This is a genomic window from Inquilinus sp. Marseille-Q2685, assembly GCF_916619195.1.
In the GTDB taxonomy this organism is placed as follows: domain Bacteria; phylum Pseudomonadota; class Alphaproteobacteria; order DSM-16000; family Inquilinaceae; genus Inquilinus.
The window spans coordinates 22,684-36,014 of record NZ_CAKAKL010000014.1 but is presented as its reverse complement, the minus strand read 5'-3'; the positions used below and the strand labels follow the sequence as shown (position 1 = coordinate 36,014).

The window sequence follows — 13,331 nt, the reverse complement described above, 5'->3', positions numbered from 1 at the left end:
GCAGGCGGACCGGATTCCGTTGCAACCGCGGCCCCGGCCGCTATAGTCGCGCGCGACTGCAAAGGTGGAGCGAAGAATGCTGATTTCCGAGGCTTATGCCCAGACGGCTGATGCCGGTGCGGCCGGCGGTGCTGGCCTGCTGATGCAATTCGCGCCGCTGATCCTGATCTTCGTGGTGTTCTACTTCCTGCTCATCCGGCCGCAGCAGAAGCGAGCGAAGGAGCATCGCGACATGCTGGGCGCGCTGCGCCGCGGCGACCGCATCGTCACCGGCGGCGGCATCGTCGGCACCGTGCAGAAGGTGGCCGATGACGAGCTGACGGTGGAAATCGCCGAGAACGTCCGGGTCAAGGTGATCCGCAGCACCGTCACCACCGTCCTGGCCCGCACCGAGCCGGCCAAGAACGGCGGATCGGGCAATGGCGACAAGGACGAGGAGGCCGTGCCGCCGGCCGCCGCCAACGCGCCGGCCGAGGCCGAGAAGCCGAAGGGGCTGGGCCGCTTCCTATCGCGGAAGTGATCTGAACGGGGCGGAGCGGGATCGGGCATGGAAATCTCCTCCGTCATCCCGCCCGGCCGGCGGATGATCGACGGCTATCCGCCGGGCGGGTTCCGCGTCGCCGGCGCCCTGTACCAGGGACCGATGCTGATCTGGCCGGAAGGCGAGGCGCCCTGGTCGCTGGATCGGATCGAGGATCTCGCCTTGGCTCACCTCGACCCGGTGCGACGGATCGACCCGCCGGTCGAGGTGCTGCTGATCGGCTGCGGCCCGCGCATGGTGCTGCTGCCCTCGGCGCTGCGGCGGCAGATCCGCGAGGCCGGCATCGGCATGGACGCGATGGACACCGGCGCCGCCTGCCGCACCTACAACGTCCTGATCTCGGAAGGCCGGCGCGCCGCCGCGGCGCTGATTCCGGTCTGACATCGCTTTAACCCGGCCGCTTGTCTAAACTCAAGGCGAGCAGCAGGGGAGGCGCGACATGAAGCCGATGACGGCGGGCATCACCGGGGCCGCGGAGGGGATCGACAACATCGCCTGGTCGATCCTGGGCCAGACCTATGTGCCGAAGCAGATCTCGGCGGACAGCTTCGCCTGGCACGCCACCTTCGGCATCGGCACCTTCGTGCCGCCTCACATCCACCCGCTGCAGGACGAGTTCCTCTATATCCTCGAGGGCCAGCTCGACTTCCTGCTCGACGGGAAGAACGCCTCGGCCTCGGTCGGCGATCTCGTGCGCCTGCCCAAGGGCATCCCGCACGGCATCTTCAACAACAGCGGCGCGATCGCGAAGTCGCTGTTCTGGGTGGCGCCGACCGGCCGGCTGGTCGAGCTGTTCCAGGCCCTGCACGACCTGCCGGAGCAGACGCCGGAGGCGGTGGTGGCGCTGGCGGCGAAGCACGACGTCGACTTCCTGCCGCCGCCCGCCTAATCAGCCCGGCCGGCGCAGCTGGGCCGGGGTGAAGCCGGCGACCGTCGCATAGCCGCGGACGATCGCCTGCCTCTCCGCATGCGACAGGACGGCCTCGATGTCCTCGAAGCCGTCCGGCGCCAGCTGCTCGATCACGTCGATCACGCCCTCCGGCCCGCCGCTCCGGTTCAGCTTGACGATCTCAGCGGTCTTCGGCCGCCGGTCCGCCTCGTAGCGTTCCAGCGCCGCGACGGCGTCCGGCGCGTCCGCCAGGGCATCGGCCAAGGCCCGGGCGTCGAGGATCGCCTGGGACGCGCCGTTCGACCCCACCGGGTACATCGGATGCGCCGCGTCGCCCAGCAGCGTCACCCGGCCGTGCCGCCAGCGCGGCAGCGGATCGCGGTCGCACATCGGGTATTCCCAGAACTCCGGCGTCGCCTGGACGATCTCGCCGATGTCGGCCTCGGGCAGCGCGAAACGGCGGGCGTGCGGCAATACCTCGTCCATCCGTCCGGGCCGCGACCAGTCCTCGCGCCGGGGTGGGGGCGTGCTGCCGTCGCCGATGCGGGCGCAAACCGCCCAGTTGGTCAGCCGCCGGTCCGGCGCAGTGCCCGGCGCGATCGGGTACAGCACGACCTTCGCCTGCATGCCGCCGGCCACGATCATCGTCCGCCCGTCCATATAGGCGGGCCAATCGATCGCGCCGCGCCAGATCATCACGCCGTTCCAGGAGGGCGGCCCCTGGTTGGGGTACAGCGTGTCCCGCACGATCGAATGGATGCCGTCCGCGGCGATGAGAACATCACCCCGCGCGGTGCCGGCCGGCGCGCCGTGGCGGTCGACGAAATGGGCGATGACCTCGGTCTCGGTCTGCTCGAAGCCGGCCAGGCGCCGACCGTGGTGGATCTCGCCGCCCAGGCGCTCCCGCGCCGCCTTGTGCAGCACGCCGTGCAGCCGGCCGCGATGGATCGAGAACTGCGGCACCGGGAAGCCGGCATCCAGGCCGCGCGGCTCGCGCCACACGATCTGGCCGAAGCGGTTGGTGTACAGCAGCTCCCGGGTGCGGATGGCGACGGCGTCGAGCCGGTCGAGCAGGCCGAGCCCGGCGAGCTCCTGGATTGCATGCGGCAGGGTGTTGATGCCGACGCCGACCTCCCGCGGCTCGGTCGCCTGCTCGAACACGGCGCAGCCGATGCCGCGCGCCTGCAGCATCGGCGCCGCGGTCAGCCCGCCGATGCCGCCACCGACGATGATCGCCTTCATCGGTCGCCTCCCCTGATGTTTTCGGACCCAAGTCTTCAGCCTGAAGCCGCCGCTGGCAAGCTCCGGTGGCGATCGGGGCCGCGAGCGGGCATATAGGGGCGCCATGCCGACCATCGATCCCTTGGGCCCGAACGGCGATCAGGTTCGCCGCCTCGACCACGACCGCTACCTGACCTGCCTATTCGCCCCGGCGCCGCGCCGGCCGGCGCTGTTCGCGCTTTACGCCTTCAACATCGAGGTGGCGAAGACGCGCGAGATGGTCAGCCAGCCGCTGCTCGGCCAGATCCGGCTGCAATGGTGGCGCGACGCGATCGGCGAGATCTATGACGGCCGGCCGCGGCGGCACGAGGTGCTGGACGCGCTGGCTCCTGCGGTCTGGGCGCATGACCTGAGCCGCGCCCATTTCGACACCGTCATCGACACCCGCGAGCGCGACCTGGAGGACGAGCCGCCGGCGACCCTCGCCGATCTCGAGCGCTACGCCGCCGACACCGCCGGGCCGCTGTTGCGCCTGCATCTCGAGGTGCTGGGCGTGCGCGACGACGCGGCGCATCGGGCGGCGACGGCGGTCGGGACCGCCTGGGCGCTGGTCGGGCTGATGCGCGCCGTGCCGTTCCACGCCCGGCAGAAGCGCCTGTACCTACCCCAGGAGCTCCTCGCGACCGAAGCCGCCGACCGCGGCCTGCTGTTCGAGATGAAGCCACATGAGGGGCTGCGCCGGGCGGTGGCGCGCGTCGCGACTGTCGCCGCCGAGCGGCTGGCCGAGGCACGGCGGCTGCGCCGTGACGTGCCACGATCGGCCGTGCCGGCCCTGCTCTCCGCGCGACTGGCCGACGGCTACCTGCGCCGGCTGAGCCGGGCGGGGCATGACGTCTTTTCCGCCTTGGTCCAGGAGCCGCCGCCGCTGCGCCAAGCCGATCTGGTGCTGGGGGCCATGCTCGGGCGGTTCTGATCGGCCACAGCAGTATCCAAGCCTGACGGTTCTGCGATGAACACCTTGTTCATTGCGATCACTGCTAAATGATGTTCATGATATGTTCCGTCGCTCCGCCAGAGTGACTGACAGGAAGGATGCTTCCGGCATCTCGACCGCAGGCGAGGCTTGCCGAGATCCTGCGGTCGTTGCTAGGGTTCCAATAGTTAGAAATCAAGTTCCATAAAATGGAACTCTGGATGGCTTCATGACCACGCTTGAAAGCGCCGCCGCTGTCCTGCGCTGCTTCTCCACCAGCCGCACCGAGATCACGGTGACGGAAGCGGCGGCGCTGCTGTCGCTGCCGAAGAGCAATATCTCCCGCCTGCTGCGGGCGATGCGCGACGCGGGGCTGCTGGAGACGATCGGCGACACCAAGCGCTACCGCCCGGGGCCGCTGATCCTCGGCGTCGCGCATCTGTACAGCTCGACCTCGTCGCTGGTCGGCCGGGCGGATGCGGTGGTGGCCCGGATCGTCGCCGCGGTCGGCCACACCGGCTATGTCTCGATCCGCGATGGCGGCGAGGTCATGGGCCTGACCTACCATCCCGGCACCAATGTGCTGCGCGTCGCCACGCCGGTCGGCCGGCCGCTGGCGGCCCATTCCAGCGCCACGGGCCGGTCGCTGCTGGCCCGGCTGCCGGACGAGCAGGTGCGGGCGCTGTTTCCTCAGCCCTGGCCGCCGGTCTCGCCGACTGCGCCGCAGAGTCTCGACGAGCTGCTGGAGCGGCTGGGCAAAGTGCGCCGCCTGGGCTTCGCCGAATCCCATGACGAGGCCAATCGCGGCGTCGGCGCCCTGGCCGCTGCCGTCGGGTCGCCCGAGACGGGCGAGGCGGTCAGCCTCTGCATCGCGTACCCGGTCTCGACCGTCACGGCGGAGGAGCGGGAGGACATCATCGCCCGGCTGCTGGCCGGGGCACGGGAGGTCGCGGCCCTGGCCGGCGACCCGCAATGGACGAACCAGGCCGGGCTCTCGGCCTCCGCAGCGTAACCAAGGACCAGATCATGCAGGCGACGCGCTGGCGCATCGGCTTCGACATCGGCGGCACCTTCACCGATTTCATCCTCTATGACGGCGAGGGGCGGACGGTGAAGCTGCACAAGCGGCTGACCACGCCGCACGACCCGTCCGAGGCGGCGCTGGCCGGGATCGAGGAACTGGTGGCGATGGCCGGCATCCAGGTGGCGGATGTGGGCGAGATGGTGCACGGCACCACCTTGGTCACCAACGCGGTGATCGAGCGCAAGGGCGCGAAGCTGGGCCTGATCACCACCCGAGGCTTCCGCGACGTGCTGGAGATGGGCACGGAGCAGCGCTACGACATCTACGACCTGTTCCTGCAGTTCCCGGAGCCGCTGGTGGCCCGCCGGTTGCGGCTGGAGGTGCCCGAGCGGGTGGATCGCGACGGCACGGGGGTCGAGGCATTGGACCGCGAGGCTGTCCGCAGCGCGCTGCGGAAGCTGGTGGGGGAGGGCGTCGAGGCGGTCGCCGTCTGCTTCCTGCATTCCTACCGCAACCCGGAGCATGAGCGGATCGTCAGCGAGATCGCCCGGGCCGAGTTCCCGCAGCTGGCGGTGTCGCTGTCCTCCGAGGTGGTGGCAGAGCTGTGGGAGTACCAGCGCTGCGTCACGACCTGCGCCAACGCCTATGTCCAGCCGCTGATGGACCGCTACCTGCAGCGGCTGGAGCGGGAATTGGCGGCGCGCGGCTTCAGCGGCACGCTGCGACTGATGCATTCGGCCGGCGGGCTGGTGGCGCCGGAGACGGCGCGCGCCTTCCCGATCCGCCTGCTCGAATCCGGCCCGGCCGGCGGCGGCCTAGCGACGGCGCTGTTCGGCGCGCTGGCCGGCAAGCCGGACGTCATCTCCTTCGACATGGGCGGCACCACCGCCAAGGCCTGCATGATCGAGGACGGCCGCGCCGAGATCGCGCCGATGATGGAGGCGGGGCGCGTCCATCGCTTCAAGAAGGGCTCGGGCCTGCCGATCAAGGCGCCGGTGATCGACATGATCGAGATCGGCGCCGGCGGCGGGTCGATCGCCTCGATCGACGAGGTCGGGCTGCTGCGCGTCGGGCCGCATTCCGCCGGCTCCGACCCGGGCCCGGCCTGCTACGGCAAGGGCGGGGTCGAGCCGACGGTGACCGACGCCAATCTGGTGCTGGGCTATTACGACCCCGGCTTCTTCCTGGGCGGCCGCATGGCGCTGGACAAGGCGGCGGCCGAGGCCGCGGTGGCGCGCGTCGCGGAGCCGCTGGGCCTATCGGTCGAGGAGGCGGCCTGGGGCATCCACAAGGTGGTGACCGAGAGCATGGCCGCCGCCGCCCGCGTCCATCTGGTCGAGAAGGGCAAGGACCCGCGCCGCTATGCCATGGTCGGCTTCGGCGGCGCCGGCCCGGCCCATGCCGCCGGCGTGGCGCGCACCCTGGGCGTGGCGGAGGTGATCATCCCGCCGGCCTCCGGCGCCGCCTCGGCGCTGGGCTTCCTGGCGGCGCCGCTGTCCTTCGAGCTGGTGCGCTCGCACCCGGTGCGCTTCTCCGGTGACTTCGATGCCGCTGCCGTCAACGGCGTGCTGGCGGAGCTGGAGGCCGAGGGCCGGCGGCGCCTGGCCGAGGCGGGCGTCGATGATGCCGAGGTGACGGTCGAGCGCAGCGCCGACATGCGGCTGACCGGGCAGATGCACGAGATCGCCGTGCCGCTGCCGGCCGGCGCGATCGACGCCGGCAGCCTGGAGGTGGTCCGCGCCGCCTTCGCCGAGGTCTACACCGCCCGCTACACCTCGCTGTATGGCAGGGCCGAGATCGAGGCGATCAACTTCCGGGTCCGCTGCCTGGGCCCGACCCCGACGCTGTCGCTGACCGGCGCGGCCGGCGGCGGCGACGCCGCGGCCAAGCGCAAGGGTGTGCGCCAGGCCCGCTTCGCCGAGGGGCTGGTCGAGGCCGTGATCTATGACCGCTACGCCCTGGTGCCGGGCGACCGGATCGAGGGGCCGGCGATCATCGAGGAGCGGGAATCCACCACCATCGTGCCGCCGGGCGACATCGTCCGGGTCGACGACACGCTGAACCTGCGCATCGCCATCGGCGTCGCCGCGCCGGTCCAGGCGCTGGTGACGGCCGAGATGCCGCTGCCCGAGGCGATCGCCCGGATCGAGGCCGATCCGATCGCGCTGGAGATCATGTGGAGCCGCCTGGTCACCGTGGTCGAGGAGATGTGGCTGACGGTCTGCCGCACCGCCTTCTCGCTGGTGATCTCCGAGGCCCAGGACTTCGCCTGCGAGCTCTTGGACCCCGAGGGGGAGACCCTGGCCCATTCGCCGCGGGCGATGCCGGTGTTCAACCTGACCCTGCCGCGGGCGGTGAAGGCGCTGCTGCAGGAGTACCCGGCCGAGACGCTGCGGCCGGGCGATGTGCTGGTCACCAACGACCCCTGGCTGTGCGCCGGCCACCTGTTCGACATCGCCGTGGTCACGCCGGTGTTCCATGACGGAAGGCTGGTCGGGCTGATGGGCACGGTCGGCCACGTCTCCGACATCGGCGGCACCAAGGACAGCCTGCGGGCGCGCGAGATCTACGAGGAAGGCTTCCAGATCCCGCCGATGAAGCTGGTGGAGGAGGGGCGGCCGAACGCGACGCTGTTCCGCCTGCTGGCCGAGAATGTGCGCAACCCGGGCCAGGTGACCGGCGACATCCATTCCTTCGTCGCCGCGAACGCGCTCGGCGCCGACCGGCTGGTCGCCTTCATGCGGGAATACGGCATGCAGGACCTGCGGGCCCTGGCCGCGGTGGTGCAGGGCCGGTCCGAGAAGGCGATGCGCGAGGCGATCGCGGCGCTGCCGGACGGCACCTACCGGTCGGAGATCGAGAACAACCCGCTGGGCCAGACGCTGCGCTATCCGCTGGCGCTGACCATCGCCGGCGACCGCATCACCCTCGACTTCGACGGCGCGCCGGCGCAGCTGCCGCAAGGCGGGCTGAACTGCACGCTGAACTACACCGCGGCGCATGCGACCTATCCGCTGAAATGCATGCTGACGCCGAATGTCCGCGGCAATGCCGGCTGCTACCGGCCGTTCGAGGTGAAGGCGCCGGAAGGGTCGATCCTGAACGCGACCAAGCCGATGGCGGTGAACCTGCGCACCCGTACCGGCTGGTACATCGCGCCGAACATCTTCCGTGCCTTGGCCGAGGCGGCGCCGGACAAGGTGCAGGCCTTCACCGGCCTGCCGGTGGCCGCCACCATCTATGGCCGCGACGGGGCGGGGGCCACCTATTCCGACATGCTGTTCATGGGCGGCGGGCAGGGCGCCTCGTCGCATGGCGACGGCAAGTCGGGGCTGCTGTGGCCGACTTCGGCCGCCAACACCTCGGTCGAGCTGTTCGAGACCCGGGTGCCGGTGCTGGTGCTGGAGAAGACCTATGTCCAGGACTCCGGCGGCCCGGGCCGGCATCGCGGCGGGCTTGGCCAGCGCGTGTCGCTGCGCAAGCTGGCCGATGACGGGCTGACCACCTTCGTCGCGGTCTATCCGGAGGGGGTGAAGTCCAGCAACCCCGGCCTGTTCGGCGGCGCGCCGGGTGGGGCCGCCCGTGGCGTCGTGCGTGACGCCCAGGGCCAGATCCTGCGCGACTGCGGCACCGGCGAGTTGGTGCAACTGACCAAGCCTTGCGAGATCGTCGAGATCGTCCTGGCCGGCGGCGCCGGCTACGGCGACCCGGCGGAACGGCCGCGCACCGCGCTGGACCGCGACGTCGATGACGAGCTGGTCTCGGTGCCGGCCGACAAGGCCAAGGCCGCATGAGCTTCGGGGCCGCGCATCCCAGGGGTGCGCGGCCCTTCTTCCGTCAGGGCACGCCCAAGACCCGCATCACGAGATCAAGGCCGCGCCCAAGCGGCCCTTCCAGGAGGTTTCATGCAGCACGACCTGACCGCGGATCCGACCGCGGCACCCTCGGTCCCGGCGGCGACCGGCCGCCGGCATCCCAGCGTGTTCGAGCCCGCGACCCTCGCCCTGATCATCCTGCTCTGCGTCTTCGGCGCCATCATCGGCATGCAGATCCTGGTCAGCCTCGGCGTGTCGGCGAACACCTCGCTGATCGGCGCGCTGGCCGCCATGGTGCTGGCGCGCATCCCGCTGGGCCTGTTCGCCCGCTACCGCTCGATCCATGTCCAGAACCTGGCGCAGAGCGCGATCTCCGGCGCCACCTTCGGCGCCGCCAACAGCCTGCTGCTGCCGATCGGCATCCCCTATGCGCTGGGACGGCCGGACCTGGTGCTGCCGATGTTCGCCGGCGTCGCCCTGGCGATGCTGCTGGACGCCTATCTTCTGTACCGGATGTTCGACACCAAGGTGTTCCCGGCCACCGGCGCCTGGCCGCCCGGCGTGGCGGCGGCGGAGGCGATCAAGGCCGGCGACGAGGGCGGCCGCAAGGCGGTGCTGCTGGGCGTCGGCGTCGCCATCGGGGCGATCGGCGCTCGCATCGGAATCCCCATGTCGGCCTTCGGCATCGCCTTCATCGGCAACATCTGGGCGCTCGCCATGTTCGGAATCGGCCTGCTGTTGCGCGGCTATTCTCCCCAGATCTTCGGCGGCGAGGCCTTCGCCGGCATCATCCCCGGCGGCGACATGATGAAGGCCTATATCCCGCATGGCGTGATGATCGGCGCCGGGCTGGTGGCGCTGCTGCAGGTCGCCTCGACCCTGCTGCGCCGCGACGCCGATAGCGGCAGCCGCACCCGGTCCGACGCGGCGCTGCGGCGGGCGCTGGGGCTCGGCACCGCCGGCTACATCGCGCTGGCCATGCTGATCGCGGCGACCGGCGGGCTGTGGGCCGAGCTGTCCTGGGGCATGCTGGTCGCCTTCGTGGTCTACGCCGCCTTCGCCGCCTTCGTGCATGAGCTGATCGTCGGCCTCGCGGCGATGCATTCCGGCTGGTTCCCGGCCTTCGCCGTGGCGCTGATCACCCTGATCATCGGCATGCTGGTCGGCTTCCCGCCGACGGCCCTGGCGCTGCTGGTCGCCTTCTCGGCCGCCACCGGCCCGGCCTTCGCCGATATGGGCTACGACCTGAAGGCCGGCCACATCCTGCGCGGCCACGGCGCAGACCCGGAGTTCGAGCGCGACGGCCGGCGGCAGCAGCTGCTGGCCGCCATGGTCGCCTTCCTGGTAGCGATCGTCGTCGTCTACTTCTCCTGGGAAGCCTATTTCGCGCAGGACATGCTGCCGCCGGTCGATCGGGTCTACGCGGCCACGATCGGGGCCGGGGTGGCGCCGGAGGTGGCGCGGTCGCTCGCGCTGTGGGCGATCCCCGGAGCGATCGTCCAGTGGCTCGGCGGATCGAAGCGGCAGATGGGCATCCTGTTCGCCACCGGCCTACTGCTGAACTCGCCTCTGGCGGGCTGGGCGGTGCTGGCCGGCATCGTCATCCGGTTCCTGTGGACCCGCTGGCGCGGCGAAGCTGGGCGCAGTGAGATGGAGGTGGTCGCGGCCGGGGTGATCGCCGGCGACGCCCTGTTCAGCTTCTTCGACTCCGTCACCAAGCCGTTCACCGGCCGCCGTTAGACGCAGTCTGCCGCCGTTGCACGAAATCGAGGAAGGCGCGCAGCGGCGGCGGCATCTGCCGGCGGCTGGGGTAATAGAGGTAGAAGCCGGGGAAGGGCGGGGTCCAGTCCGCGAGCAGCCGCACCATACGGCCTGACTCGACCAGCGGCCGGATCTGCAGGTCGAAGAGATAGCCGATGCCGACGCCGTCCAGCACCGCCCGGATCGCGACCTCGGGCTCGGTGACGGTGAGCGGGCCTTCCACTGCCACCTCCAGCTTCTCCGTGCCGCGCTCGAACTCCCAGCGGTAGAGGCTGCCGTCGGTCGGCCAGCGGAAATTGATGCAGCGATGGTGCCGCAGGTCGCGCGGCGTCTCGGGCGCGCCGAAGCGCTCGAGATAGGAGGGGGCGGCCACCACCATCAGCTCGAGCTCGCCGCCCAGCTTCACCGCGACCATGTCGCGCTCGACCATCTCGCCGAGCCGGAGGCCGGCGTCGAAGCGTTCGGCGACGATGTCGACCAGCCGGTCCTCGGCCACGATATCGAGGGCGATGTCCGGATAGGCCGCGTGGAACGGGCCGATCAGCGGCGCCAGGCGATGGATCGCGGCGATGCGCGAGGCGTTGATCCGCAGCACGCCGGCAGGCGTGTCGCGCAGCGCCCGGACATTGGCGACCGCGGCGTCGAGGTCGGCCAGAGCCGGCAGGAGCCCGGCCAGCAGCCGCGCCCCGGCCTCGGTCGGCGCCACGCTGCGGGTGGTCCGGTTCAGCAGCCGAAGGCCCAGCCGCTCCTCCAGCCCGCGGATGGTCTGGCTCAGCGCCGAGCGTGACAGGCCCAGCTGCGCCGCCGCACGGGCGAAGCTGCCGTGCTCGGCGATCGCAGCGAAGGCCCGCAGCTCGGCATAGTCGCTGCCACGCATTGTGCATCGTTCCCTTAACAGCCCATGCGGATAATGCCGCCTTCATGGACGAATGTCAGCGCGCCATCTTCCGGTCAGCACTGCAGGAGACGACCATGAGCGACACGCTGTCCCTCGATCACTATCGGCTGCTCGGCCGGTCCGGCCTCCGGGTCTCGCCGCTTGCGCTCGGCGCCATGACCTTTGGCACCGACTGGGGCTGGGGCGCCGACGAGCCGGAGGCGCGGCGGATCTTCGACACCTATGTCGACCGCGGCGGCAACTTCATCGACACCGCCAACCAGTACACCGACGGCAGCTCCGAACGCCTGGTCGGCAAGTTCGCGGCCGACCGGCGCGATCGGCTAGTGATCGCCACCAAATACACGCTGCCGCTGCGCGCCGGCGACCCGAATGCCGGCGGCAACCACCGCAAGAGCCTGGTCCGCTCGGTCGAGAGCAGCCTGCAGCGGATGCAGACGGACTACATCGACCTGCTCTATCTGCACGCCTGGGATTTCACCACCCCGGTCGAGGAGATCCTGCGCGCCATGGACGACGTCGTCCGCGCCGGCAAGGTGCTGTATGTCGCGATCTCCGACGCGCCGGCCTGGCAGGTGGCACGGATGCAGACCATCGCCGACCTGCGCGGCTGGTCGCCGCTGATCGCACTGCAGATCGAATACAGCCTGATCGAACGAACGGTGGAGCGCGACCTGATCCCGATGGCGCGCGAGCTGGGCCTCGGGGTGATCCCCTGGTCGCCGCTGGCCAGCGGCGTGCTGACCGGCAAGTACAGCCGGGCCGATCTGGGCATCGGCGGCGGCAATGCGGAGGCCGCGGGGACGCGCAAGAACGTTGCCGCCGCCAATGGCGCCCTGACCGAGCGGGGTCTGACTATCGCCGAGGAGGTGAAGGCGGTAGCGGCCGAGATCGGCCGGACCCCGGCCCAGGTGGCCCTGGCCTGGACCCTGCTGAACCCCACCGTGACCGCGCCGATCATCGGCGCGCGGACAGTGGCGCAGCTGGAGGACAATCTCGGCGCCCTCGACGTCGTGCTCTCGGACGGGCAGCGGGCGCGGCTGGAAGCGGCGAGCGCCGTCGACCTCGGCTTCCCGCACGAGTTCCTGGCCCGGCCGATGACCCGCAACGTCATGTTCGGCGACGTCAGGATCGCGCTGCGGCGCTAGGCCGAAGCTTGCGTCACGGAGCCTTGTCCTCGGTCACGGAAGCCGCGAGCCGCAATGGCGGCTCGCGGCGCACCGGGGTCGTCCGCGCCGCGTCGCGGGCGGCGCGGTACAGCGCCCACAGGTAGGGCGTGGCACAGAGCACGATCCCACCCAGCCACAGGAGCGTGAAGATCATGATACGCTCCTTCAGGGCTGCCATGAGACCGAGCAGGGCCATGGTTTCCGTCATCGATGATCATCCCAGGCCGCAGCCGATGAGCGGCCTCAGAAGCGATAGCCGACCGCCAGCCCGACCGAGGGTTGCACCTCGCTCTCGGTGATCGGGCTGTCCGCCGCGTCGCCGAGGAGGACGCCCACGCCCACATTCGCCATGGCGAACCAGTTCTCGGAGAACGCCCATCTGAGGCCGATCTGGAAGTCGACGCTCTTGAACCCGGATCCGGCGTCGAAGTGCTCCAGCCCCGATTTCCGGGACTGCGCCGGCGAGACGCCGAAGAAGGTCTGCATGTAGTCGTCGTCGGCCCAGGTGGCAGAGATGCCGGACGACAACGTCCAGGTGTCGGACAGCGGCATCTTCACCGACACGCCGGGCCGAATCTGCAGACCTTCGCTGCCGCCGAAATCCTTGGCGACGTCGATGCCGACCTGCCACATGCCGAAGGAATAGGATCCGAAGAGATGGCCGCGCGCAGCCGCGTCGATGTCGCCCAGGCCCCTCAGATGATCCTCGTCATCTTCGTCCCGGCCCGGGGCGAAACCGACCGACAGGCCCAGCCGGAGTGCGTCGGTGCGCACGATGTTGACGCCGATCCCCCGCTCCATGTCGAGGAAGACCCGGTCCCGCCAGTTGATCGCGACGAAGGGCCCCGGCGTGACCGAGAACTTGTCCGAACCTTCGTAGCTGGGCCCGACCCGCGCGCCGGCGCCGAGCACGAAGGTCCAATCCCCATCGGGACGGACGGCTTCCGGCGCGGGAGTGTTCTCCTCCGGCACGATGATCGCGTCCTGGGCCTCCGCGCGCCCGCTGGTCGCTGCAAGGACCATGCCGGCCAAGGCGAGCG

Annotated in this window: 12 protein-coding genes; 8 read left to right on the top strand and 4 right to left on the bottom strand. The window is 70.6% G+C overall.

Going from position 1 to position 13,331, the window contains the following annotated elements; genetic code table 11:
- Nucleotides 1-76: 76 nt before the first annotated feature.
- The 3 genes from yajC to LG391_RS33340 are packed head-to-tail and all read left to right on the top strand — an operon-like array spanning nt 77 to nt 1,430.
- Nucleotides 77-520, top strand: coding sequence for a preprotein translocase subunit YajC (gene yajC / locus LG391_RS33350; protein ID WP_225773283.1), 444 nt, complete (start codon nt 77-79; stop codon nt 518-520).
- 27 nt (nt 521-547) lie between these two features.
- The gene (locus LG391_RS33345) at nt 548-922 is read left to right on the top strand and encodes an Mth938-like domain-containing protein (protein ID WP_225773281.1); all 375 of its coding nucleotides are present in this window, start codon (nt 548-550) and stop codon (nt 920-922) included.
- Nucleotides 923-980: 58 nt separating this feature from the next.
- Complete coding sequence (locus LG391_RS33340) at nt 981-1,430, top strand: cupin domain-containing protein (RefSeq protein WP_225773279.1); 450 nt, start codon at nt 981-983, stop codon at nt 1,428-1,430.
- Here LG391_RS33340 and LG391_RS33335 read toward each other — a convergent pair whose 3' ends face one another.
- Nucleotides 1,431-2,672: a flavin-dependent oxidoreductase gene (locus LG391_RS33335; protein ID WP_225773277.1), complete on the bottom strand. Its 1,242-nt coding sequence runs from the start codon at nt 2,670-2,672 to the stop codon at nt 1,431-1,433.
- A 103-nt stretch (nt 2,673-2,775) separates the two neighbouring features.
- Here LG391_RS33335 and LG391_RS33330 point away from each other — a divergent pair, with 103 nt between their 5' ends.
- From LG391_RS33330 to LG391_RS33315, 4 genes are all read left to right on the top strand, one after another.
- Nucleotides 2,776-3,624 (top strand): phytoene/squalene synthase family protein, encoded by an 849-nt coding sequence (locus LG391_RS33330; protein ID WP_225773275.1) that lies wholly within the window; start codon nt 2,776-2,778, stop codon nt 3,622-3,624.
- 229 nt (nt 3,625-3,853) lie between these two features.
- Nucleotides 3,854-4,636, top strand: a complete 783-nt coding sequence (locus tag LG391_RS33325) for an IclR family transcriptional regulator (protein WP_225773273.1) — start codon at nt 3,854-3,856, stop codon at nt 4,634-4,636.
- A 14-nt stretch (nt 4,637-4,650) separates the two neighbouring features.
- Nucleotides 4,651-8,442 carry a hydantoinase B/oxoprolinase family protein gene (locus LG391_RS33320; protein WP_225773271.1) on the top strand — a complete coding sequence of 1,264 codons (3,792 nt, stop codon included), beginning with the start codon at nt 4,651-4,653 and terminating at the stop codon, nt 8,440-8,442.
- A gap of 111 nt (nt 8,443-8,553) precedes the next feature.
- Nucleotides 8,554-10,203, top strand: a complete 1,650-nt coding sequence (locus LG391_RS33315; RefSeq protein ID WP_225773269.1) for an OPT/YSL family transporter — start codon at nt 8,554-8,556, stop codon at nt 10,201-10,203.
- Here the strand turns inward: LG391_RS33315 and LG391_RS33310 are convergent.
- The gene (locus LG391_RS33310; protein ID WP_225773267.1) at nt 10,187-11,101 is read right to left on the bottom strand and encodes a LysR family transcriptional regulator; all 915 of its coding nucleotides are present in this window, start codon (nt 11,099-11,101) and stop codon (nt 10,187-10,189) included. The genes LG391_RS33315 and LG391_RS33310 overlap by 17 nt on opposite strands.
- Nucleotides 11,102-11,196: 95 nt before the next feature.
- Between LG391_RS33310 and LG391_RS33305 the strand changes: the two genes are divergently transcribed.
- On the top strand, nt 11,197-12,270 hold the full coding sequence (locus tag LG391_RS33305; protein ID WP_225773265.1) for an aldo/keto reductase: 1,074 nt from the start codon (nt 11,197-11,199) through the stop codon (nt 12,268-12,270).
- A gap of 13 nt (nt 12,271-12,283) precedes the next feature.
- On the opposite strand, the gene LG391_RS33300 is transcribed toward LG391_RS33305, so the two are convergent.
- Both LG391_RS33300 and LG391_RS33295 read right to left on the bottom strand, forming a co-directional pair.
- A complete protein-coding gene (locus LG391_RS33300) occupies nt 12,284-12,499 on the bottom strand; it encodes a hypothetical protein (protein WP_225773263.1) in 216 nt (71 codons plus the stop codon).
- A gap of 35 nt (nt 12,500-12,534) precedes the next feature.
- Complete coding sequence (locus LG391_RS33295) at nt 12,535-13,314, bottom strand: MipA/OmpV family protein (RefSeq protein ID WP_225773439.1); 780 nt, start codon at nt 13,312-13,314, stop codon at nt 12,535-12,537.
- Between the last annotated feature and the right edge of the window lie 17 nt (nt 13,315-13,331).